23 protein-coding genes and 2 pseudogenes are annotated in these 22,842 nt (G+C 35.2%); 15 read left to right on the top strand and 10 right to left on the bottom strand.

Features of this window, described 5'->3' with window-relative positions; translation table 11 throughout:
- Positions 1–142 precede the first annotated feature (142 nt).
- From ycaC to SB717_RS19160, 3 genes are all read left to right on the top strand, one after another.
- On the top strand, positions 143–787 hold the full coding sequence (gene ycaC / locus SB717_RS19150; RefSeq protein WP_410904468.1) for an isochorismate family cysteine hydrolase YcaC: 645 nt from the start codon (positions 143–145) through the stop codon (positions 785–787).
- A gap of 256 nt (positions 788–1,043) precedes the next feature.
- A complete protein-coding gene (locus SB717_RS19155) occupies positions 1,044–2,135 on the top strand; it encodes a low temperature requirement protein A (protein ID WP_074676562.1) in 1,092 nt (363 codons plus the stop codon).
- 36 nt (positions 2,136–2,171) lie between these two features.
- Complete coding sequence (locus tag SB717_RS19160; RefSeq protein WP_410904469.1) at positions 2,172–3,008, top strand: alpha/beta fold hydrolase; 837 nt, start codon at positions 2,172–2,174, stop codon at positions 3,006–3,008.
- A 169-nt stretch (positions 3,009–3,177) separates the two neighbouring features.
- Here the strand turns inward: SB717_RS19160 and SB717_RS19165 are convergent, their stop codons facing one another.
- On the bottom strand, positions 3,178–4,077 hold the full coding sequence (locus SB717_RS19165; RefSeq protein WP_410904470.1) for an alpha/beta hydrolase family protein: 900 nt from the start codon (positions 4,075–4,077) through the stop codon (positions 3,178–3,180).
- Positions 4,078–4,286: 209 nt separating this feature from the next.
- On the opposite strand from SB717_RS19165, the gene SB717_RS19170 reads away from it, so the two are divergent.
- Complete coding sequence (locus SB717_RS19170; RefSeq protein ID WP_074676556.1) at positions 4,287–5,069, top strand: GNAT family N-acetyltransferase; 783 nt, start codon at positions 4,287–4,289, stop codon at positions 5,067–5,069.
- Between the two features lie 325 nt (positions 5,070–5,394).
- On the opposite strand, the gene lepB is transcribed toward SB717_RS19170, so the two are convergent.
- Positions 5,395–5,949, bottom strand: coding sequence for a signal peptidase I (gene lepB / locus SB717_RS19175; protein WP_098621315.1), 555 nt, complete (start codon positions 5,947–5,949; stop codon positions 5,395–5,397).
- Between the two features lie 687 nt (positions 5,950–6,636).
- Here lepB and SB717_RS19180 point away from each other — a divergent pair.
- The 4 genes and pseudogenes from SB717_RS19180 (at position 6,637) to SB717_RS19195 (ending at position 10,097) form a co-directional block, all read left to right on the top strand.
- Positions 6,637–6,849: a hypothetical protein gene (locus SB717_RS19180; RefSeq protein ID WP_074676552.1), complete on the top strand. Its 213-nt coding sequence runs from the start codon at positions 6,637–6,639 to the stop codon at positions 6,847–6,849.
- A gap of 406 nt (positions 6,850–7,255) precedes the next feature.
- Positions 7,256–7,609, top strand: a pseudogene (locus tag SB717_RS19185) (DUF418 domain-containing protein); the annotation flags it as partial.
- A gap of 32 nt (positions 7,610–7,641) precedes the next feature.
- A complete protein-coding gene (locus SB717_RS19190) occupies positions 7,642–8,691 on the top strand; it encodes an MFS transporter (RefSeq protein ID WP_410904471.1) in 1,050 nt (349 codons plus the stop codon).
- A gap of 1,205 nt (positions 8,692–9,896) precedes the next feature.
- The gene (locus tag SB717_RS19195; RefSeq protein ID WP_045295226.1) at positions 9,897–10,097 is read left to right on the top strand and encodes a cold-shock protein; all 201 of its coding nucleotides are present in this window, start codon (positions 9,897–9,899) and stop codon (positions 10,095–10,097) included.
- Between the two features lie 247 nt (positions 10,098–10,344).
- On the opposite strand, the gene SB717_RS19200 is transcribed toward SB717_RS19195, so the two are convergent.
- Positions 10,345–10,545 carry a cold-inducible protein YdjO-related protein gene (locus SB717_RS19200; protein ID WP_074676541.1) on the bottom strand — a complete coding sequence of 67 codons (201 nt, stop codon included), beginning with the start codon at positions 10,543–10,545 and terminating at the stop codon, positions 10,345–10,347.
- Positions 10,546–10,618: 73 nt separating this feature from the next.
- On the bottom strand, positions 10,619–10,768 hold the full coding sequence (locus tag SB717_RS19205; protein WP_410904472.1) for a hypothetical protein: 150 nt from the start codon (positions 10,766–10,768) through the stop codon (positions 10,619–10,621).
- A gap of 235 nt (positions 10,769–11,003) precedes the next feature.
- Here SB717_RS19205 and SB717_RS19210 point away from each other — a divergent pair, with 235 nt between their 5' ends.
- On the top strand, positions 11,004–11,231 hold the full coding sequence (locus tag SB717_RS19210; protein ID WP_144644198.1) for a hypothetical protein: 228 nt from the start codon (positions 11,004–11,006) through the stop codon (positions 11,229–11,231).
- A gap of 166 nt (positions 11,232–11,397) precedes the next feature.
- The gene (locus SB717_RS19215) at positions 11,398–11,823 is read left to right on the top strand and encodes a hypothetical protein (RefSeq protein WP_410904474.1); all 426 of its coding nucleotides are present in this window, start codon (positions 11,398–11,400) and stop codon (positions 11,821–11,823) included.
- 530 nt (positions 11,824–12,353) lie between these two features.
- Here the strand turns inward: SB717_RS19215 and SB717_RS19220 are convergent.
- The 6 genes from SB717_RS19220 to SB717_RS19245 all read right to left on the bottom strand — a co-directional run bounded on the left by SB717_RS19220 (position 12,354) and on the right by SB717_RS19245 (position 15,865).
- Positions 12,354–13,388, bottom strand: a complete 1,035-nt coding sequence (locus SB717_RS19220; RefSeq protein ID WP_410904475.1) for a DUF3231 family protein — start codon at positions 13,386–13,388, stop codon at positions 12,354–12,356.
- A gap of 161 nt (positions 13,389–13,549) precedes the next feature.
- Entirely contained in the window at positions 13,550–13,849 is a 300-nt protein-coding gene (locus tag SB717_RS19225; RefSeq protein WP_074679447.1) for a spore coat protein, read from the bottom strand.
- 18 nt (positions 13,850–13,867) lie between these two features.
- Positions 13,868–14,062, bottom strand: a complete 195-nt coding sequence (locus SB717_RS19230) for a hypothetical protein (protein WP_013084323.1) — start codon at positions 14,060–14,062, stop codon at positions 13,868–13,870.
- 17 nt (positions 14,063–14,079) lie between these two features.
- Positions 14,080–15,216: a zinc-dependent alcohol dehydrogenase gene (locus SB717_RS19235; protein WP_048019373.1), complete on the bottom strand. Its 1,137-nt coding sequence runs from the start codon at positions 15,214–15,216 to the stop codon at positions 14,080–14,082.
- An 18-nt stretch (positions 15,217–15,234) separates the two neighbouring features.
- Positions 15,235–15,603 carry a spore coat protein gene (locus SB717_RS19240; protein WP_016766279.1) on the bottom strand — a complete coding sequence of 123 codons (369 nt, stop codon included), beginning with the start codon at positions 15,601–15,603 and terminating at the stop codon, positions 15,235–15,237.
- Between the two features lie 16 nt (positions 15,604–15,619).
- Positions 15,620–15,865 (bottom strand): hypothetical protein, encoded by a 246-nt coding sequence (locus SB717_RS19245; RefSeq protein ID WP_034649925.1) that lies wholly within the window; start codon positions 15,863–15,865, stop codon positions 15,620–15,622.
- 282 nt (positions 15,866–16,147) lie between these two features.
- Here SB717_RS19245 and SB717_RS19250 point away from each other — a divergent pair.
- The 5 genes and pseudogenes from SB717_RS19250 to SB717_RS19270 form a co-directional block, all read left to right on the top strand.
- Positions 16,148–16,518, top strand: a pseudogene (locus SB717_RS19250) (low molecular weight phosphatase family protein); the annotation flags it as partial.
- Positions 16,519–16,734: 216 nt separating this feature from the next.
- Positions 16,735–19,722 (top strand): substrate-binding domain-containing protein, encoded by a 2,988-nt coding sequence (locus SB717_RS19255; RefSeq protein ID WP_410904476.1) that lies wholly within the window; start codon positions 16,735–16,737, stop codon positions 19,720–19,722.
- Positions 19,697–20,407, top strand: coding sequence for a LytR/AlgR family response regulator transcription factor (locus tag SB717_RS19260; protein WP_016766276.1), 711 nt, complete (start codon positions 19,697–19,699; stop codon positions 20,405–20,407). Before SB717_RS19255 ends, SB717_RS19260 begins: the two co-directional genes overlap by 26 nt.
- A gap of 192 nt (positions 20,408–20,599) precedes the next feature.
- The gene (locus SB717_RS19265) at positions 20,600–21,601 is read left to right on the top strand and encodes a LacI family DNA-binding transcriptional regulator (protein WP_410904477.1); all 1,002 of its coding nucleotides are present in this window, start codon (positions 20,600–20,602) and stop codon (positions 21,599–21,601) included.
- A 342-nt stretch (positions 21,602–21,943) separates the two neighbouring features.
- Entirely contained in the window at positions 21,944–22,765 is an 822-nt protein-coding gene (locus tag SB717_RS19270; protein WP_074679463.1) for a sugar phosphate isomerase/epimerase family protein, read from the top strand.
- Positions 22,766–22,842 lie beyond the last annotated feature (77 nt).

Below are 22,842 nucleotides of genomic sequence, written 5' to 3' on the forward strand. Positions count from 1 at the left end.
AGAAATAGCTTTTCTTTCTATGCATATTTTACCTAACAGATCATAAATGAAACCAAAAAAACCGTTTAAATTATAGACCGCTTGTAAGGAATGGAAAAGGTTCATGTATCCTTACTTGCCTTAATTTAAGGAGGATTATAAAATGTCTGATCTTTACTCTCGCCTTTCAAAAGATGATGCTGCCGTGCTTTTAGTTGACCACCAAACGGGCCTTATTTCCGGCCTTGTACGTGACTATGGTGTTGATGAATTTAAAAACAACGTCTTAGCTCTTGGTGATACGGCTAAATTCTTTGATTTACCGGTTATTTTAACAACTAGCTTTGAAAATGGACCCAACGGCCCGCTTATGCAAGAACTCGTTGATTTGTTTCCTGAGGCGCCAAAAATAGCTCGTCCTGGACAAATTAACGCATGGGACAATGAAGACTTTGTTAAAGCCATTAAAGCAACTGGCAAAAAACAGCTGATTATCGCGGGTGTAGTTACAGACGTCTGCGTTGCTTTTCCTGCGCTTTCTGCCATTAAAGCAGGCTACGAAGTGTTTGTTGTGACAGATGCTTCAGGGACGTTTAATAAGCAAGTAGCAGATGCAGCATTAACGCGTATGGCCCACGGGGGCGCGCAGCTCATGAACTGGTTTAGCGTAGCGTGCGAGCTTCAGCGTGACTGGCGCAACGACGTTGAAGGTTTTGGTAATTTAATTTCTAGTTATCTTCCTGGTTATCAAAACTTGATGGGCAGCTATAGAGGAGCTCAGCGCGATTTCAGCAAGCAGAGTGTCTGACGTAGCGGAGCTTAAGTTTGGCATCGGTCGTTCTCTTTACATATAAGACACGAAAGCAGAATGGCATCTATGGATCATTTATGTGACGGAGAAAATGTAACAACATAAAAGTAATTGTTAGATAGGTGAGCCGGCTAATGAACCGTTGGCTCACCTATCTTTTACTACGCTACCTTTCATAAAGTAGGCGTCTCTTGTATATAAAATAAAGCACATTCACGACAGCCTGATAAATGGTAGGAAAGGATGCGGAGTAGTGGAAGAAAAAAAAGTTACGTGGCTGGAGCTTTTTTATGATTTGTTATTTGTGGCAGCCGTTGCTACTGCTACGCATGTTTTGCTTCACGTTGAACAAGGGTATATTCATGGAGAGTATTTGTTAAAGTTTGTACTAATTTTTATTCCTATATGGTGGGCGTGGACCGGACAAACGATGTTTATCAATCGATTTGGACAAGATTTTTTGCATCAGCGCATCTTTATGATTCTTCAAATGCTGTTTGTCCTTATCATGATCTCAAGCCTGTCTGTAGATTTTGATCAATATTACGTTTCTTTTCTGATTGGCTATATTGGTCTAAGAGCGTTAACTTCGATTCAATACCTTATTGTTCAAACATTTGAACAGAGTGAGAGAAAAAAAGTTGCTGTGTTTTTAGGTACATGCTTTGGAATTGGGATTTTTATCTCGCTTCTTTCGCTTCTTTTTGATTCATGGATTCGCTACGCTGTGTTGTATACAGGAATTGCAGTGGATATGATTTTACCTATTTTAGGACATAAGCGACTGGCAAAATTACCGACCAACACTGCTCATTTATTAGAGCGCTTTGCTTTATTAACATTAATCCTGTTTGGAGAATCCGTTGTCAGCATTCTTGCTGTGATACAGCCACAAAAAGGGGACTGGAATACCATTTTATTTTCGGTTATTTCATTTGTCCTGATTATTGCCATGTGGTGGCAGTACTTTGAGAACGTCGAAAAGAAAGTAAACAAGTCCATTCAAAGAGCCGGACAAACGATTATTTACGGACACTTACTTATTCTCATGTCTCTAAGCATGATTGCAGCATCGATTAAGCTCATGTTTTTACATGAAGTTCAGTACACATTCAGCTTATATTTTGTATTTGGATCCGTGCTGCTTTACTTCATGGCAACCACTCTTGTTTTTCATCAGTATAGATTCGAAGAACATCGTTTGAAAGTGTATCATTTAGGCTTGTTTTTAGGGATTTTAGCTGTGTTTTTTATTATTAACTTACTTTTAGTCGTCCCGAGCACCCTCATCATAGGAGAGTTAGCCATCTTTTTTATTATCTACGCTAGATTTACGACCACTTAACCAAATAAAGAACGACTATATAATGGAGGTAGCAAAATGGCAAAAATTAATGTAGGAACAGAAAATGAAGCACCTATTGAACTATACTATGAAGATCACGGCACAGGGAAGCCCGTTGTCTTAATTCATGGCTGGCCACTAAGCGGACGATCTTGGGAATATCAGGTTCCGGCTCTTGTTGAGGCTGGACACAGAGTCATAACGTATGACCGCCGAGGATTCGGAAAGTCTTCTCAGCCATGGGACGGCTACGATTATGATACATTTGCCGCTGATTTACATCAGCTGCTAGAACATTTGGATCTAACAAATGTGACACTAGTCGGGTTTTCAATGGGCGGCGGAGAAGTAGCTCGTTATGTAGGAACGTACGGAACAGATAGAGTAGAAAAAGCTGTATTTGCAGGAGCCGTACCACCATTTCTTTATAAGTCAGAGGATCATCCTGAAGGAGCATTAGATGATGCAGGAATCCAAGAATTTGAAAACGGCATAAAAAATGATCGTTTAGCCTTTCTTGATGATTTTACAAAAACATTTTTTGGGGTTGAAGACGGAAATGACTTAGTCAGCGAACCATTTCGACTTTACAACCGGGATATTGCCGCAGCCGCATCGCCTAAAGGGACGCTAGACTGCATAGCTGCTTTCAGTAAAACGGATTTCAGAGACGATCTAGCCAAGTTTACAATACCGACTCTTATTATTCACGGTGATGCAGACGAGATTGTTCCATTTGAATATAGCGGAAAGCGAACGCATGAAGCCATTCCTAGTTCCAAGTTAGCCTTAATAAAAGGCGGTCCACATGGCTTAAATGCAACGCATGCACACGAATTTAATGAAGCACTGCTATCATTTTTACGAGACTGAATATAGTAGTTATTTGGTAAGTAAAAACGGATCGGCAAATGATGAACGGAAAAAAGAAGTGACCAAAGGGTCACTTCTTTTTTGTTTTGACGAGGATAGAAAGCTTTACTGACGCAAGTAATGCTTCTAGTACCTTTAGAAGTCTCAACAATATATAGAATAATGATAGCTAAAAAGAACGTAATAAAAAGTCCAATATAGTGTTTTGCAGGTCCTCATGAAACTCCTTGCGATTAAAGCCTTCCGGATCCTGAGCAGGAAGGAAGGTAGGAGATTTCATAAAGTCGGGAAACGGGCTGAGAAATGAAAAATGCCCTCCATTTTCTACAACGATATGCTGAACTTTTTCTGCATCAGAAACACCATTTAACACAAATTCTCCGTGAAAAGAAGGAGTAATGGTATCCTTTTCGCCCGTAATCATTAAAATAGGTATATTCACGTCTTCAAGAGCGCCTCTTTCTCTAAACCATCCGGTAGCTGGCGCTAAAAGAATAAGTGATTGAACACGTTTATCCTGAGTAACAGATAAACAATAAGGCTTTTGATCAGGAGATTCAGAAGGAAAAGAAGTAGGGATTCCACCTGCTACAGCAAGAGCTGTATATCCTCCCATTGAATGGCCAATAAGAGAAATATTATTTGAATGAATGGATGAAGAAAAAGCACTTTCTTTTAAAAACCAATCGATTACAGTACGTATATGAGTAGGTCGATTTTTTAGATTATCTATTGTTCCAGACAGCGTATTATCCTCTCGATTATTAAACGGATGTTGCGGTATCCCTACAATAAACCCATTACGTGCTAAAAACTGAGCAATGGTTCGATAAGCAAGAGGCGTGCTACCATCTCCATGAGAAAGAATGACTAAAGGAAATGATCCATTTGAAAGCGGAGCATCTTGCGCAGCGCTTATCGTGTAAGGTCCCATCTTTTCAACTTGTTCTTCTTGGTATGTAGGATACATAATAAGGAGAGGCAAGGCGTGTTCATTTGTTTGATTTTCTATATCTACGAATTGACATCCAGCATAAAATGACTGTCTTTCAAGTTTTCTTATGTGCACTTATATACTCCTCCTTGTTTTAACAATCTTTATTATAACAAACTTATATATAGAATTTTTTTGATTTAGCCCTCTTGAAAAAGAGTAATTAACCTTTATTTTAATTATTCCTGGGCTGTTTTTGTACCGATAAAGCACATTATGATAACTAAATTTGTGCATGCACTTATATAATGAAGACAGTGATATTTATTAAGGGGGGAAATAAAATGTATTGTTTAGAACCAAAAGATTATTACAAGATAAATAACATGTTAAAAGAGTCATTTAAGACTCCTACATTTGCTTTTTCTGTTGTTAATCATGTTATTCAAGGAGCCGTGTACGTAAACGATATGATGAGGCCATCCTCAGGGTTTATTAGAATAGGTGCAGGTGACTATTATGTATTTGGACAAGGCAATGACGTGGTATTTAATAACTTTCTCTATCGTTATTTTGTTGAGAACGTGTATGGTAAGGAGAAACGGTTTACGGTTTTTACTCCATCCACTGACTGGGAAACTGTTTTTGACAAAACTTTCAAAACGTATGTAAAGAAAATGACGCGTTCTAAGTATAGGTTTCTTCCTTCAAAAGTTCATTCTACGTACAGCCTCTCCCATCCTTATGAGTTAGAAGACTTTAACGCTGATTCTTTAAGAAAAAGTGAGAATTTCAATGAATCCTATATAGTGGAGTACTGGGGATCAGAGAGTGATTTTCTGAAAAACGGATTAGGAGTTTGTCTTATCCATAAAGAAAAGATTATCGCTGAATGTGTGTCTATCTTTCATAGTGGAACAATAGCTGAAATTGATATTGTGACTAACCCTAACTATAGAGGACAAGGATTAGGAAAGATAGTGGGCCAGGCGTTTATAAATAAATGTTTAGAAAAGAACGTTATGCCTGCTTGGGATTGCGATAATAACAATAAAGCTTCGAAAGCACTAGCCAATAAACTTGGGTTTTCCAATGAAGAGGATTACGCTTTATATGTATTAAAATGAAAAGAGAATGAGACATAAATGCTATAGCTGGAGTGATCAATTATTAATCTTTCATATTTAGGAATAGGTTTTGTAGCTATTTTTCTTTCTACATTTTTGGTGACGACGTTTGTTGCCAATGATACGCTATCTACTATTTTTTCAGTTTTAATTGCTGGTGTAGAAGCAGCAGCGATTTCTCACTTTCGCAGAAAATATAAGGAAAAATGAATTTAAACAGGGGCTGCAGTTAGTGTGGGACTTAAAGCAACAATGCTTCATTTTATGTGACAGACTGGTAAAGAAATAGAAAAAGCTCCCTTTGATAAGGGAGCTTTTGAAGACTTTACTTAATCCATTGAAATTCTTTTAAAGGCCAATAAGCTAATTTTGCTTTTCCTACGATTTTGTCTACGGAGATTGTTCCTACTTTAGGTGATCTGCTATCTAAGCTGTACATTCTATTATCTCCCATAACAAATAATTGACCCTCTGGAACGGTTTTACTGCCTGTATAATCCTCAAGTTTAAAGTTCTCAGTTAATGGGCCTGTTACTATTTCTTTTTTATATTGGTCTAAATAAGGCTCTTCATATTTTTTACCGTTTATATACAGCGTGTCATTACGATACTCTATATGATCACCCGGTAAACCAATTACCCTTTTAATATAGTCTTTTTCCTTTGTAGCATGAAAAACGATAATATCAAATCTTTTTATATTATCGGGGTTATTTTTACCTACTTCATTAAGAATAATGTGTTCACTGTCTTTTAAAGTCGGCATCATTGATTCACCGTCTACTACTATAGGGGTAAAGATGTACTCTCTCACCACAAAAGCCAGGATACAAGCAATAATGATGGATTTGATCCACGAAAAAATCTCTTTTTGTTTCAATTTAAAACTCCTTTACAACGTAATACATGTTTAAGAGTATAGCATAATATATAGAAATTAATCTTTAATTTAACAATTAAAGGTTTTATGTAGCTGATTTTTTAACAAGATTAATAAACTTCATAGAAGACCACATCAACAAAAATGGTGGGGGTTCTCAAAATAAGAGCATAAAAAAAGCCATTTCAATCGTATTGGCATCGGAGTGAAATAGCTTTTTCTACTTTACATTCAAGAGTTTGTTAGTTCATATGAACATCCTTACATGTGAAGTATATCACAAACTATTTTTGTTGTGAAGATGAAAATCAAAATTTGTATGACAAATTTTATTACGTTGAAGAATTTTGAATGGATTATTTAGTGTGACCCCTACGCAGAGGCTATTTTGAAACAGCTGAGCATTTCAATAAAAATTAATGTTACCTCTCAACACCTCAAAAAAACCGGATTCTTTTAAAGGAACCTTTCAATTTCTATAGATAAACAAAAACTAGTTTATCAGGTATATTGTTAGGAGAAGTTTTAAGTGGTAAGTTTGTATTCACTGTATTTAATATAATAAGTATTTTTGGAGGGCTACTCATGTACATCACAAAAAATATAGACAACAGTAGCCCTACTGATAAATCATCTTTTTAAGGGAAGGCATCTTACCGATAAGAATTATATAAAGGAGAGACTTAAATGAAATTTGATGTACCTGAATTAGTTGAAGCAAAACGTCAAATTGATTCAACTTTACATAAACTCCGACAGACGGTAAAAACGTTTGAAGCTAAAGAAAATGCAAGTAGATATAAATCTCAAATTACCCTCGCTAAAAGACGGATACAAGCATTCGAGCTTTCAGTGGCTCTTATTGAAAGAGAAATAAATAAGGCTGAGAAAAAAATCTAGGTATCAGCTTTTACAAAGTGTATATTCAACGGCGTTATTTACTTTATGAATTACAAAACGTTGGAAAATGCTATATCGCAGTAAAAGTATTTTAATTTATCTTCAATTGTCGCTTAGAGTGGAATGGTAGAAAAAAAGAAACCTTAACAATACTAGGGTTTCTTTTTTTGTAATTAGTACTCTGCGTACGTCAGTATATCTTTTGGGTTTTAGCTAAACCTGTTTCCGAAGAGGGCAGTCTTTGCACTTCTCAAAACGTATCCACGCTCTTTTTATCGCACTAAAAATAATTCATTCATTTAAAAATAAGGGTTGAAGGTGACGCGACGTAATCTAATATAGTTGAACTATGACATATCAAGAAGGGGAGTAACTAAAATAAAAGTAAAGGATGGAGGCATGAGAAGTGGAGAATAAAAAACGAATTCGCTCTTTAGATATATTAAGAGGACTAGCGATTCTGGGAACGTTAGGAACGAACATTTGGCTGTTTGCCTATCTGGGAGATGTAAATTATATATTTACTTTTACCCATAACAAATGGTGGTTATCAGGAGATAATTTTTTAAGAATCCTTTTTCTATCCTTAATTAACGGGAAATTACTTGGTCTCTTAGCTATTATGTTTGGTGTTGGTTTAGAACTGAAATATCAGCAGTCAAAACGATTAAATCAGACGTGGCCAGGAAGATACATATGGCTGTCTTTGATTTTATTAATGGAAGGGCTTTTGCACTTTATTTTTGTCTTAGAGTACGACTTTCAGTTTCATCTGCAGGACAGCTAATTACTGTGTTCTCAATAGCTTTTGGAGCAGGGACACCTTTTCTAATTGCTATGACTGCTCGACTGGAACGAAAAAAACTTCTTGTCTATGCTTTAACCGTTTTCTCTGTCATCAATATTCTTATTGCGATTATAACAGGTTATGAAATGCTAATGGCAGCTAGAATCATCTCTGCCCTTAGTGCCGGGGTTATTCAAGTTACGCTTCTAACCCTTGCTGCAGTTTTAGCAGCTCCAGGAAAGCAGGGAGGTGCGATTGCTACAGTTGTTACGGGGCAAAGTACTGCTTTGGTTGTAGGTGTACCTATAGGAAGAGTTGTGGCTTCGCATTATGATTGGAATGTAATATTCATTGGGCTTGGTTTAGTAGGATTACTTTTCACCGCCTTAACGTCGTTTACTATACCAAAAACAGTTGCTGAAGAACCTGTACCTTTGCATGAGCAGTTTAAATTTCTTATGAAACCACGTATCTCAGCATACTTGCTCATCACGTTTCTATGGTTAGGTTCATATTCCATTGTATTTACGTACATTTCACCGTATTTCTTAAATACATTCGGAATGAGCAATCAAGGGGTAACTACAGCTCTCTTTATATTTGGTATTGCTAGCGCTATTGGATCCAAATTAGGAGGTTTTAGTACAGATAAGTGGGGGGCATTTCGTACATTAACTGGAGGAATATTACTCCATGCTATTGCACTATTGCTATTCCCGTTTATCGGTCAATTTGCTTTTCTTTTCTATGTATTGCTTATTTTCTGGGCGCTTTCAGCTTGGTCTTCCGGCGCGCCAATACAATTTCAGCTTATAAGCCTTGCTCCTGCTGCAGCAAGTATTGTGCTTAGTTTACACAGTGCTGCTGGACAACTGGGAATGGCAGCTGGAGCTGGTATCGGTGGTATTGCTGTCAAAAATGGCTTGTTGAATTATATTCCTTGGATTGGGGCTTTTGCTCTTGCCGTTTCTGTCGTAGTAATTGTTGCCGACAACGTTCTATCTAAACGAAAACAGACTAAACAAGCTCAGAGCAATCTTTGTATAGAAAAATAAAAGTCTTATATCTAACGTAGCAAAAGGCCACTTGTTTTATACAAGTGGCTTTTTGCTACGTTGGCTATTTTTTGTTTTGGATCACTATACAAAGCGAACATCGATTAAATCGCTTAACCTCATTTTGTTCTTTAACTCAAATACATCATCAATGAAGACAAATAGTTCCCCTAGAGAATCAACAAACTAAATAAATCCTGTCTTTATTATGTATTGGCATTACTTATAATAGGTAAGGTAAAATAAGTATTTAATGATGATTAGCTTACTATACGTAGGGTGTTTTATTCCTTCATACACCATCCATAATTGAAGCCTTACATACAAATAAACAAGTATATCTTAGATATTATGTATAACAAAAACGAGATGCAAACGATTATGCATCCCGTCATGTGAAGAAGGAAAAAGAAGCTTTTAATGCAGCATATGATCTTTAAGGAATACCTCATTTACGTAATTACATTGCCTAATGAAACAGTAACTTGAAAAAGTATATTCTCTTTAACAAACACCTCATTTAAGCATTGAGCTAAAAAAATATACAATGTGAACGAAATCGTTCATGGTCTGGGACAAACACCTCATTTGTATAGTGATAAATGAACATTATTGTCTACCCATTATATATATTCTTACTACGTTCATGACTACCATCCCCTTATGAATCAAACATACATCGATTTACAATAAGGTTTTCTGAAATATGCCTGCTGTAGACACCTCATCCCAAATGTAAGAAGCTTTGTAATGATTAGTTGTAATCAATCACTTGTTTTCCTTCTTCCCTAAATAGAATATCCTAATAGCCTATTTATAATTCAGTAAAGCTAACAGGTATTTTTTGGATTACATATACTCTTTATTTATAAGAAAGATTAAATAGTGAATTATCATGAATAGCTATAATAAATGGAGATATATACATATTCATTTTATTCAATGTGCTCGAGCATTCATAAGCTATGCTACATATGCCTATCATAAGTCTTGGTAGGGGAAAGATGAATAGTTAGAACTTGTTGAAGGGGCTATTTTCCTTATTTGCTATCAATCCTACTATGTGTTACACTACAGATAACTTATTTTTGTTCGGTATATTGAGAAAAGAAAAAACCCTAATGAGAAGTTTTTATCTTGAAATAGTATGTTTGGGCAAGATTAGTAATACATTTGTGGAGTATTCCACAGCAGGAGGCAACATTATGACACAAGGTACAGTAAAATGGTTTAATGCAGACAAAGGTTTCGGTTTCATCGAAGTTGAAGGCGGAGACGATGTATTCGTTCATTTCAGTGCTATTCAAGGTGAAGGTTTCAAATCATTAGAAGAAGGTCAAAAAGTTACTTTTGATATTGAGCAAGGTCAACGTGGAGCACAAGCTGCTAACGTTCACAAAGCATAATTAAAAGCGACCACAAAAAAGACTCCTTTAAAGGAGTCTTTTTTTATGGTTTTATAATCACAAAACCGTGATTTGCCTACTATTAGTTAACTAAAAACCCCAGGCTTTTTAAAAGCTTGGGGTTTAGTCAAGACGATTGATACAAGGTTAACTAGTTATAACATACAATAGAGATAGAAAGCAAAGATGAACCAAGACTTTTTTATGGATAGATAGTGTTTAATCTTTAAGAAAGCATAGGTTTATATTATCTTCTATGCGGATTACGGGGGATTTTATCAATAAGCCGTTTTTTAGCTTCCATCTGACTTTTACACAAAGGACATTTCTGATGACTATCGTAAGAGAAGTCTTTCCTCATCCAGCCTTTACACTCTTCTACTGTACATTCCCAAATTTCTGTTTCCTCTTGAATCGGAGGTTCTTCATTTCTTTTATTATAATACATATTAATCACTGCTCCTCTCTTTAGAAGTATACCTTATAAAGAGAACATAAATACTTTATATCTTTTATTTCGTTCATATTTCACTAGCATCAATCTCATATTTGAAAATAAGAGTGAAAAGGCTTGTTTCTTTTTTTATTAACAACTTTCTAATCTCATCACATAAGTGAATTTGAGAATCTAAAAGCCTTATTACTTGTACATCTTCCATTTGTTTAGACAACAAATCAACCCCTTTATGACTTTAAAAGAGACTATTCTCCTTTAAAAAGGAAAAACCCTTTTGCTAATGTGCTTGGTTAATATAATGTAGTCTCTATATAGGAAGGGAAAGAATAGTTTTGACATAAGGATATTCTTTTTCCTATTAGTATGTTAGGGTGGGGGGAAGAACAAATAAATTATTTGGTCTCTTTGTACCTGAAGTTTCCTCATAATAGGAAGGGGTACATCTATTTATGAGCATAACTGAAATTAAAAAAATGCTTAGTACTCTTATTCAATATGAAGATAGCATCATTACCCATGTTATACCTGGATTAATTGAACTCGTTTATTCTAAAGGAACTCAAAGTTTTCAATTGACTACACTTATTGATGGAAATATGTCACCGTATGACGATATAGATAGTGCTTCAGAAGCTTTATATATAATCTTAAATCCAGAAGGCCTTCTTCTTTTATGAGATGTACAAACTCAATTAGCATAAAACATGTTTTTAGAACCCTAGTAAAAAAAGATGTTGTGAAGCAGCTGTTTAGAGTTGACAACATTGGTGTGTATGTCTATTTTAAAGATATATATGATATACATCTTAAAAATAAAAATGATTAAGTCAAAGGAGAAAGAACATGGATACTATGATAACTAAATGGATTCCTGTTCCGTATTTTCAAATCAATCAAGAAGGTACCATTTTAAATTCTTCAAACACGACTCATTCATATTTTCCTGCTACATCTAATATATGGACGATCATTCATCAAGAAGGTCGAGATAAAGCCATATTAATGCTCTCACAGAGTGCTAATTCTTATCCTATAACAAAACATCTGATTTTAAAGATACGTAACAACTTATTTGGGAATTTTAAATGTACGATCCAATGGAAAGATGGGATAGGTCACCTGGTATGTACAGAAGCCAAAAGTATTAAAAATTCAACTATTACATCTTCATATGTTCAAAGATCTTTAATAAATACTCAAAAACGGTTAGATGAATCAGAAAAACATTTAGACCAGGTTGCTAAAATAGTAAATATAAGAAAGCATTAATTTTTTGTTTTTTCTTACATGAATTCTTTCTATCTCGAGCAAACTACTCAAGATGCAATAGAGCATTATCAACATAACATCTATATTTCAACGACTAGGAAAGCTACTGTAAAGGAGCAGTAGCTTTTTCTATTTTTAAGCCTTAGGGTTACACACTTTTAGTCAATAAAATGTATTTTTAAAAAAATTCATGTTTCATGTTTCAATTGAATAAATAAGGGTAACTAATTAAATGGATTGGAATTTTTCAAGAAACAGGTAATTTTTTAGTTCTGTTTCTTTTTTATTTAAAAATTGTAATTGAATAATAAATGGTTAGTCGAGCAAACTACTCGAGATGTTTCCGAGCATCGACTCATACAACTAAATTCTGTAGCAGAAAAAACCTACCTCTTTTGACTGGGAAGAGATAGGTTTTTCTGTTTTTTAAGATGAATACGATAAAACCTTTAGTTAACATAAAACGTATTATCGGAAATCACATGCAAAAAAAACTTCTATAAGGGGTTTTTGTTAGTTTTTCACTAATACTATTTTGAAGCTAAATTTTCTCTATCTACAGCCTCTGGTGGAATTTCCATCCATCCATTTTCCATCATAATATTTGATGCATCCTTAACAAAATTTGCTATATTCATTAAAGATCTCCCATAAAGTAACGCTAAATCATGTCTTCCATTTACAGCTAGTGAATTCCCAAATGCTCTTATTTTCATGGAAAACATATCGACCTTATGAAACAGCATTAGTTTATCCGAAAAAGGTGCGAAAGTTGAAGTTGTGACTAAATGGTCAATAAATTCTGGAGCAGGTAAGTTCTCACGATGAAGTTTTTCTATGTAATGTTCAACTGCTTTATGCGTAAGGTCTTTTCCTTTTACAAATATGTCTCTAACTTTTTGGCTTTTGGCAACTTGACTAAAAGCCATGATTAAAGTTTTGCTTGTTACGTTATTTTCAATATTATCGTATAAATGAGCAATTTCTAACGCGTGTAGAGGACGAACATCTCCAACAAAACCACTCAAATAATCAGTACTGGCAATTTTTACTTGTTCTGGAGCTGGAATAATGGGTGGGGCAATAATAAGGCTTTTATCCATTAAAATGGTTTTAATTTCTTCCATTAATTCCATGGTAGAGTTCATACAGTAAGTTAAGAAATTGCGTACATCTTCTCTATACATTAAAGGTATAGCGATACTATAAATGCTAAGTCCTGCTTTTCCTGCATACTTTAAATAATATACATAAAATTCATCTTCAAATAATCTTGGGGCACCTAGATTAACGTCTTCCTCTGTAAAGCCATGTGGAATAGGTATATTTTCTTTGATAAATATCTCTTTGACGCTACTTTGAAATTCTTCAGTTAGTCTTTTTGCATGTTCTACTAGCTTTTTTATGTCTTGATCTTCAACATGTTGTAGAAAATAATTTAAAATACAATTACACATGCTATTACCCATATAGGTTGCCCAGAGTTTTCCCATTTCTGGAGCCGTCAATTTTCTATCAGGATTTGATTTTTTTAAGCCTATCTTAATTGGTTTAATTGTTCCCATTTATAGTCTCCTAAGTTTATTTTTCTCAGGTTTGCCTTTTATATTGTTTTTATTCTTCATACCCTGTAAACATTACAAGTCCCTTCAGACCTTTTTTAAGCTATACATGGATTGTTAGGAGCAGTTTAGGTTGGTAATGTTGAACTGCTCCTATTTTATTTTTATAGAGTGGGCAAGTTCAATGCCGTATCGATATTATTTAAATCTAAAGTGATTTGTTCATTTGTATCCCAAGCATGGTACCATCCTTTTTCTACCATATATGCAGATATTTGTTCATGCATATCAAGAGCTTCCACTAAATGGCGAGTGAGCATTTCTTTAATTTCAGGCGTTCCGGCCTCCGTAACTGCCATGGCGCAATTTCTAACTCCACTTTTAGCTGCAATCAATAAATCCATTGCAACCACTTGATCCGATAGGGCATTCATGCCAGTTAAATTTTCAATAATTGGATTCATGTTCATTCATCTCCTCTTTTACTGCTTAGCGTTGGAAAGGATAGAAGTATATTCTTGTAATTGTCTCGTAGATACATCTATGTCTTGCTGCATAATATCTTTTAATTGCTGATCTGTAACTAATCCTCTCATCGTTTTGGACTTAGTCAAGCAATTGGTCTTAAATGCAGCCATTTCATGGACCTCAAGAACTTCATGTAAAGCGTAATTCATTTTTTCTACCTCCTTCCTCAAGGTTTTAACAAGACTTTTATACAATTATCCATTTTAGTGTCAAAAATCTCATAGCCACGCTTTGCTTCACTAAGTGGAAGTACATGACTCACGACATCTCCTGGATCAATTTTTCCGGTCGAAACTAATTCAAACATATATGGCATATAGTGGATCACAGGTGCTTGTCCAGAGCGAATATTGACATTTCGGTTCATAATATCTCCCATTGGGAATCCATTATATTTGCCACCGTAAACGCCTGTAACTTGGATTGTCCCGCCTTTACGTACTGCTTGTGAAGCCATGATAAACGCACCAAATGCTCCGCCCTGCAGTTTCATTCCACTCGCAAGGAACTCCATATCAGTCATTTTACCGTCCATACCAACGGCATCAATGACAACATCAGCGCCGCCCTTCGTCATTTCTTTCAAATGCATTCCTGCATTTTCAAAATGTGCGAAATTTACAATTTCAACTTTGTTGGTACGTTTGGCGTGTTGCAAACGATAGTCTACATAATCTACGGCAATGACACGCTTTGCTCCTTTTAGCCAACAGAATTTTTGAGCAAAAAGGCCAACCGGACCACAGCCAAGAACAATAACTGTATCTCCACCCTTTACGCCTGCATTGTCAACACTCCAATAACCAGTAGTCATTGCATCGGCAATAACTGCTAACTTTTCATCTGGTTCTTCACAAGTCTCTGGAATTTTGAAATGAGTAAAGTTAGCAAACGGTACTCTTAAATATTCAGCTTGCCCACCTGGATAGCCACCCGTCGTACCAGAATATCCGAAATAGGCACCCATATCACCATTATCATTAGAATTATCACATTGGCTTTCCAAATGGTTTTTACAGTAAAGGCATTCACCGCATGCTATATTAAAAGGAATAATAACACGATCTCCCTTTTTTACCTTCGTCACATCTGGACCAACTTCTTCGACGATTCCCATTGGTTCATGGCCAATCACATAGTTTTCTTGCAGGTTAGGAATCATGCCATGAATTAAATGTAAATCAGACCCACATATAGCTGTACTGGTTACTTTAATAATCATGTCATCTCGTTTTTCAATCTTTGGATCTGGAACTTCTTTGACTACAACATTTTTAATACCTTGATACGTTACTGCCTTCATGATAGATATCCTCCAGTGTTAGTGTTCATCAGGTGTTCGGTCAAACAGACCTTTTCTATTGGTCTCAACAGGAAATAAATTCATTTTGCCAATCATCAATGTATTGTTGGCAGAGAGTTGGTCTAGTTGATATTGTTCACTTAATTCGTATGGATGGAACCATTTTTTACTAATCATTAGTTCTGTAATTTCTTGGTGCATGGCAATCCCTTGCATTAACTGTTCTCGTAAGAGGGTTCTAACATCAGGTGATGCGGACTCCGTTAATGCGACTGCGATATTGCGAACACCTTCCTTGGCACGAAGAAGAAAGTCCATCGCAAATGTGGTATCTGCGAGCTCTGGTACGTGTAGCGAGTTTATAGGATCTAAATAGTCATGATTCACTGAATTTACCTCCTTTTCAATTGATTATTGGTGTTGGCCGGTTTTGAGGAACAGGGGCTTCAAAAGGTGCACGTTGATAAACTGCCTGTAATTCTCCCAGCGCTTGTATCGATTGTTCAACATCTTTTTTCATTAATGCTCTCAAATCATCATCAAATACAAGTCCTTGCATTAGTTTTGATTTCGCTAAGCAAAGGGTTTTAAAATTAATAACTTCATGTAGATCCAATGACTCATGATCGGCTAATTTTTGAATATCCATTTCTGATTACCCTCCTTTTTTACGTAAATACAATGTTAGTGTTCCGAATATTGGAGGAAACATTCTATAATGTTTTTATAGGTGAATTATATTAAGTAGTTATAATGTACATATAATCCGGAAAATTAATTGGTAATAGCTAGGGCTAAACGCTTTGGTAGTCTTTTTTCTTGTTAGCTAACAGATAGGTTAGTCGAACAAGAACTCTTTTAACTACATCAAGCTTTTTGATTTGAATAGGGTATGGCAGAAGACTAGGCTAAAAAGTATCAAGGGAAATAGTGGGAGATAAAAAGTGCTGGCATTGAAGCTCAGACTTTAAATCCTAATGCCGTAAAAACAATGAAAGAAGTAGGAATCAATATCTCAAACGAAACATCTGATGTAATCAATCCTGAAATTCTTAATAATCTGCTTTAGTTGTGACACTATGCGGACACGCAGTGGAGCATTGATCTGTAACTTTTCTACATGTGAAACGAGTTTACTGGGGCTTTGGCGATCCGTCAAAAGCAGAAGGAACAGATGAAAAAAATGCATTCATAATTCGAAGTCTTTATATAAAGCTCCATAGAAAGATTAACCACATAGATATCTTTCCTTTTAGTAATGTCAAAAAGACGACTCCTTGTTTTGATCCTTTCCTTCTTTAATAAAGGTGCGGCAGCCCCATGGGTAAGTATTGTTAGACTAATCAATATAGTGAAGCTTATAATAAGAAAAGTATAATTTGTAAAGCGATTACAATAATCATTACAAATGAATAATTGGTTTCAAATTAATCTTTAAGTACTGTAAAGAACATAAAGTAAAGGATTCATCATATAGAATCCATATTATATTTTTTTAACTAACTAGGGGCGAAACGAATGAAGGATTCCAGATATATTGCACAACCAGGCTTTACTGATACCGGGATGGTTTTTAAGTTTGTACAAAAAAGTAACGAGTTTATTCATACTTTTGCCGAGGGAGAATTACTGTATACATTGGGGGTTAATCGAGAGGATATCGTCGGAAAGACGCTTCATGATTTGTATTGGGATGATATTGACACTGCCAATTTACTAAACAGTTATTACAAAAAAGCGTGGGCAGGACAGTACATTGAATATGAAGGTAAATTTAGAGGTGTCTATTATGTAATTTATTTAAGACCTTTATTTCATAAGGATAAAGTAGCTGAAGTAGTCGGAACTTGTGTGGAGATTACTAACAAAAAGATTATGGAAGAAGACATTCTTCAAAAAGAACAAGAACAAAAATTAATGAATTCCTATGCATTCCAGCGTAGTTTGATTGATTGGTTAGATAGTGGGATTGCAGTAACAGATTGCAATAAAAAAATAAGGCTCTTAAATAGGAAATTTTATGAGCTTTTCCAGTTGAAGGGTGAAATTGATTGCCATATTGGGATGCACGCTTCGGATTTACATTACCTTTTTGATAAAGAAATTAATAAAATTAAGCTCGAAAATACAGAAAAACGAACGAGAACTACAAAAGAGATTAAAATAGATACAGGTATGACACTACGCTACAATTGTTTTCCTTTAAATGAGGAAAATGATTTTGTAGGCTACTTATGGGAGTTTGAAGATATCACAGAACAAAAAAAAATGGAAAGAGTTATTGTTCAGGCAAAAGAAGAAGCTGAAAAAGTGAATATGGCCAAATCAAGTTTTTTGTCTAAGATGAGTCATGAACTGCGTACGCCGCTGAATGGAATTCTGGGTTTTGCTCAGTTATTGGAGATGGATGAATCTTTAAATGAACAACAGCGTGATTTTGTACAGGAGATTTTAAGTGGAGGAAGCCATTTACTAAGTTTAATTAATGATATTTTAGACGTGTCAAGAATAGAAACAGGAAATTTAAAGATTTCTGTAGAGGAAGTTCATCTTTTAACTGTCATCAAGGAATGTATCAATATTGTACAACCATTGGCTAAGAAGAAGAATATTAGTATTTATAGCCAACTGGATCAATGGGAAGATATGATGGTTCTTGCTGATCCTATACGCCTTAAACAAATAGTGCTGAATCTACTTGATAATGCTATTAAATACAATCAAGAAAATGGAAAAGTCATCGTTTTCTGTCGTTTACAAGAGAATAAGCAGTACATTCATATCGTAGATACAGGTGTGGGTTTTTCTGTAGAGGAATATACTAAAGTGTTTGTTCCATTTTATCGAATTGAAAATACAAAAGAAGAAGGTACAGGGATTGGGTTATCTTTAGTTAAACAGCTGGTGCATCTAATGGGTGGGGAGATTAATGTAACAAGCAATAAAGGAACAGGAAGTGAGTTTTGTTTTAGCCTTCCTCTTCCAAATGATTCAAAGACTGTCATACAATGGGGTGAACAAACTGAATTTCCTCCAACAAATAATAGGAAGGAAGATAACTATCGTTTGCTATATATTGAAGATAACGACTCCAACTTGCACTTAGTAAGTAACATCATTAAATCTCAGCCTTCCTATACGCTCTTATCAGCTCGTACAGGAAAAGAAGGAATAGAAATTGTAGCAAACGAAAAAATAGATTTGGTTCTTCTTGATATTAACCTCCCAGATATTAATGGATATGAAGTATTTGAAATTTTAAAAGCAGGCAAAGAAACGAAAGATATTGCTGTCATCGCTGTAAGTGCGAATGCAATGCCAAAGGATATTCAATATACATTGGATAAAGGATTTGATAACTATTTAACAAAGCCCATTCATGTACAAGAGTTTTTGACAATCCTAAGTGAAACGCTAAACAATACAATTAATCAAAATATTCCAGATCATAAAATTTTAAGTACAGGACCACATGGCGAGGAAGCTACCTCAGCAAAAACACTGCGGTTATCTCTGAAAGAGCTAAAAAAAATTAAGAAAAAAAAATATAAGGCTGCTATTGCTATGCATTATACTGGAAGTGATTGGTCAAGGTCTCAATTGGAAGGAATGCAAACTACTTTTGAGAAAATGGGCATTGAGGTAGTAGCGGTGACAAATGCAGAATTTAAATGGAAAAAGCAAGTAGCCGATATTGAAAGCATTTTAGCCAAAAAACCGGATATCCTGGTGAGCATTCCAGTTGATCCAGAATTGACTGCAAGTGTATATCAAAAAGCAGCCCAAGCTGGTGTAAAGCTGGTGTTTATGGACAATACACCGAATGGTTTGCAGCATGGGAAAGATTATGTAAGTATTGTTTCTGCTGACAATTATGGAAATGGCATTGAATCGGCCAATATCATGGCTGAGAAATTAGATAGAAAAGGTAAGGTTGGGATTATCTATCATGATGCTGATTTTTTTGCAACCAAACAAAGAACGGAAGCATTTGAAAAAACTATAAAGGAAAAGTACCCTAACATTCAAATTGTCGATCGCAAGGGAATTACTGATTCGAATGATGGAGAAAAAGTGGCATCTGCTATGATTGCTGAACATCAGAATTTAAATGGTATTTTTGTTGTATGGGATGTACCGGCTGAAGGAGCTCTGAGGGCAACTCGTACGGCAAAAAAAAGCAATTTAGTCATTACGACAATGGATTTGGGTATGAATGTCGCCTTGGAAATTGCACAGGATGGACCTATTAAAGGACTAGGTGCCCAGCTACCATACCAGCAAGGAGTCGCCGAAGCGATTCTAGCGGGGTATGCCCTACTTGGAAAACAAGCGCCACCCTATGTAGCCGTTCCGTCTCTAAAAGTAATGAAAGAAAATGTAATTGATGCTTGGCAGCTCGTTTATAATGAAGATGCTCCAGATATTATTCAAAGTGTTGCGAAATCAAGAAACGCTAGGGAAAAGGGGGAACAACAAGATGAAAGTATTGATCGCAGACGATGATGTTACCTCAAGAAAATTGTTAAGGTACTTTATTGGGAGTTTATCCAAATATAAAATTGTTGGAGAGGCCGCCAACGGTGAAGAATTGATACACTATGTTACGAAAGAAAAACCGGATCTTGCTTTAGTCGATATCGGAATGCCCTTATTGAATGGGATGGAAGCAGTTAAAGCATGTAAAGAACTTTTCCCGACTTTACAAGTTATTTTTATTACTGGTCATGATAATTATGCACTTGAGGCATTTAACGTAAAGGCAGTAGACTATATTTTAAAGCCAATTGATAGAAATCGTTTATATGGTGCTTTAGAGAGAGCCTCCCAAGTGTCTATTTCACTAGTCGATAAAGAACATTCATTTAAAAAGGATTTAATGATTAAACAGCAGAAAAATATAATTTTTATTCCATTAGAAGAAATTATCTTTATTGAAAGACTTGATCGGAAATCTGTCATTCATACTAAAAATGGTAAATTCGAGACAAATGAAGCTTTAACTAGCTTGGAAGGTGCCGTTGATTCTAGGTTTATGATATCTCATAGATCTTATATTATAAATGTGGAACTTTTAACAAGAATCGAAGCAACGGGTCAAATGTATAAAGCCTATTTTAAAGATTATAAGGAAACTGCAAGGATTTCCAAGCATAAAGTAGACAATCTGCAAAGGTACAAATTATTATAAAACATAGAGCTCAGCAATAAGTGCTGAGTTTTTTAATTTGTTGTTTTTTTGTTTATATGGATAAAAACGACGCTTAAAAGGAAATTTAAAGAGTTTGAACCTCAGAAAATGTTGTCTGAATCCAATTAGACAATATTTTTGTATGCGATTACAATTCTGTTATAGAGAAAAACAAGAAAAGAGAGTCGTAAAATGGTGCGAATAATAGATGTAGCAAAAAAAGCAAATGTTTCAACTGCTACGGTGTCAAGAGTGCTAAGTAAACCTAACACTGTAACGGAAGAAACGACGGAGAAAGTGTTACAAGTGATTAAAGAATTAAACTATCAGCCAAATGCATTAGCTCGTCAGTTAAGAACATTAGAAACCAAAACCATTCTAGTCATTGTACCTGATATAACAAATCCTTTTTTTTCTAAGGTATTAAGAGGAATTGAGTCTGTAGCGGTCATAAACGGATATCAAGTTCTGCTTGGGGATACGGGCAATGATTTGGAAAGAGAAAATGGGTATTTAAACATACTTCTCCAAAAAAAAGCTGATGGAATGGTTTTACTAACGGCGAGAATGAAATCGAAGAACATTGAGGAAATGGCGCTCAAATATCCTGTAGTTTTGGCATGTGAATATATAGAAGGTTCAGCCATCCCCACCGTTTCTATTAATAATATCAGCGGAGCTCAAAAAGCAACAGAATATTTGGTTAAGCTGGGACATAAAAGAATAGGATTTATATCAGGTCCTCTAGGTGGAGTGATAGGCCAGGATCGATTAAAAGGGTTTTATCAGACAATGGCACGATACAACCTGACAGTTGAGTCTGTTCTAGTGCAGGAGGGTAATTTTTCTTATGAAAGCGGTTTTAATATAATGAATCAATTTTTGGGTCTTAATCATCCTCCAACAGCCGTGTTTGCAGCAAATGATGAGATGGCATTTGGAGCTATAAATGCTATTTCTTCAAAAGGATTAAGTGTTCCACATGATATTTCCGTAGTAGGATTTGATGATATAAAATTTTCATCTATTTTCAAACCGACTCTTACAACCATCTCACAGCCAGCTTATGAGATGGGCACGATGGCAATGAAATTACTTATAAAGTTGATGAATAAGGAAGAAATTGAAAGACATCAATACCTAATGGAAGATCAGCTTATCATACGTGATTCATGCTCAACACATATTTCATAAAGGAATAAGAGTTCTTTTGAAAATGTATCTGATGATTTAAATCTTCTTGTTTTTTAAAAATTAAGATGTAATCGATTACAAATGGTTTGGAAAAGAATTATTTAATATCCGATTAAAAAGGGATTTTTAGTTTAGATTTCTGATAAGTACAAGTACAGGTAGTAAAAACACCTTCTTCTTATAATAAATTTAAAAATACAGTCTTTGTCTACAATGATTTGTAATCGATTACATGTATTTTGGTTCAATTATTTCTTATCTAAATAATTTAGGGAGGTGATGAAATCCCAGTATTAATACACTATGCACTCATAAGGAATCTTTAAAGATAGGAGAGAAACCATGAAACTAGGATATCAGACAAATACGTGGGGCGGGGTAGTAGGGCATCCTGCCGGAGTCACTTCGATAAAAGACCTTTATTACCTTGCAAATGGATCAACAGAAGAAGCTTTAAAAGATATTGCAGAAGTTGGATATAAAGGATTTGAAATGTTTGACGGAAATCTAATGGAATTTAAAGATAGAAAAGAAGAATTTAGAGCATTGCTGAACCGTTACTCTTTAGACTTTATTGGAGTTTACACTGGAGGGAATTTTATTTTCCCGGATATTTTGGAAGAGGAATTATTAAAAATTGATGAAGTTGCGGCTCTTGCTTCTGAACTAGGAGCGCAGCATCTAGTAATTGGCGGAGGAGCTATCCGTGCGAATGGTATTTTAGAAAGTGATTACGCTGATTTAGGCAATGCTCTTAATCGAGTAGTAGTAATTGCGGAGAAATATAATCTTATTCCAAGCTATCACCCGCATTTAGGAACAAACGTAGAGGCTCCAGACCAGCTGGACAAATTAATGGCACTAACAACGATTAATTTATGTCCGGATACAGCGCATATCGAAGCAGGTGGAGGGAATCCGGTAGAAGTAATTAAAAAATATGCAGATCGCATTAAATATATTCATTTCAAAGATTATTATAATGGAGAATTTCTTCCTTTAGGAGAAGGACATCAAAAGTTTGATCAGATGATCCAAGTGCTGGATGGAATTGGGTATAATGAATGGCTTACAGTAGAATTAGATAGCTATAATGATCCGAAAAAAGGAGCAGAAATCAGCTTTAACTTCTTATTAAGTTTTGAAACGGCAAATAAGTCTTAAGGTCAAGAAGAAAGTAGCAGAGATAATATATTAGGAACTTGAAGCCTAATTTACCATAACGATATAGCAGATGTTAT

Source organism: Priestia sp. SIMBA_032 (genome assembly GCF_046535215.1).
Lineage (GTDB): Bacteria > Bacillota > Bacilli > Bacillales > Bacillaceae_H > Priestia > Priestia aryabhattai.

What these genes read in the sequence shown, in the direction of transcription:
- ycaC (WP_410904468.1), top strand. Translation starts at nt 143, where the DNA reads ATGTCTGATCTTTACTCTCGCCTTTCAAAAGATGATGCTGCCGTGCTT.
- SB717_RS19160 (WP_410904469.1), top strand. Translation starts at nt 2,172, where the DNA reads ATGGCAAAAATTAATGTAGGAACAGAAAATGAAGCACCTATTGAACTA.
- SB717_RS19170 (WP_074676556.1), top strand. Translation starts at nt 4,287, where the DNA reads ATGTATTGTTTAGAACCAAAAGATTATTACAAGATAAATAACATGTTA.
- SB717_RS19180 (WP_074676552.1), top strand. Translation starts at nt 6,637, where the DNA reads ATGAAATTTGATGTACCTGAATTAGTTGAAGCAAAACGTCAAATTGAT.
- SB717_RS19195 (WP_045295226.1), top strand. Translation starts at nt 9,897, where the DNA reads ATGACACAAGGTACAGTAAAATGGTTTAATGCAGACAAAGGTTTCGGT.
- SB717_RS19200 (WP_074676541.1), bottom strand. Translation starts at nt 10,545, where the DNA reads ATGTATTATAATAAAAGAAATGAAGAACCTCCGATTCAAGAGGAAACA.
- SB717_RS19210 (WP_144644198.1), top strand. Translation starts at nt 11,004, where the DNA reads ATGAGCATAACTGAAATTAAAAAAATGCTTAGTACTCTTATTCAATAT.
- SB717_RS19215 (WP_410904474.1), top strand. Translation starts at nt 11,398, where the DNA reads ATGGATACTATGATAACTAAATGGATTCCTGTTCCGTATTTTCAAATC.
- SB717_RS19220 (WP_410904475.1), bottom strand. Translation starts at nt 13,388, where the DNA reads ATGGGAACAATTAAACCAATTAAGATAGGCTTAAAAAAATCAAATCCT.
- SB717_RS19225 (WP_074679447.1), bottom strand. Translation starts at nt 13,849, where the DNA reads ATGAATCCAATTATTGAAAATTTAACTGGCATGAATGCCCTATCGGAT.
- SB717_RS19230 (WP_013084323.1), bottom strand. Translation starts at nt 14,062, where the DNA reads ATGAATTACGCTTTACATGAAGTTCTTGAGGTCCATGAAATGGCTGCA.
- SB717_RS19235 (WP_048019373.1), bottom strand. Translation starts at nt 15,216, where the DNA reads ATGAAGGCAGTAACGTATCAAGGTATTAAAAATGTTGTAGTCAAAGAA.
- SB717_RS19245 (WP_034649925.1), bottom strand. Translation starts at nt 15,865, where the DNA reads ATGGATATTCAAAAATTAGCCGATCATGAGTCATTGGATCTACATGAA.
- SB717_RS19255 (WP_410904476.1), top strand. Translation starts at nt 16,735, where the DNA reads ATGAAGGATTCCAGATATATTGCACAACCAGGCTTTACTGATACCGGG.
- SB717_RS19260 (WP_016766276.1), top strand. Translation starts at nt 19,697, where the DNA reads ATGAAAGTATTGATCGCAGACGATGATGTTACCTCAAGAAAATTGTTA.
- SB717_RS19265 (WP_410904477.1), top strand. Translation starts at nt 20,600, where the DNA reads ATGGTGCGAATAATAGATGTAGCAAAAAAAGCAAATGTTTCAACTGCT.
- SB717_RS19270 (WP_074679463.1), top strand. Translation starts at nt 21,944, where the DNA reads ATGAAACTAGGATATCAGACAAATACGTGGGGCGGGGTAGTAGGGCAT.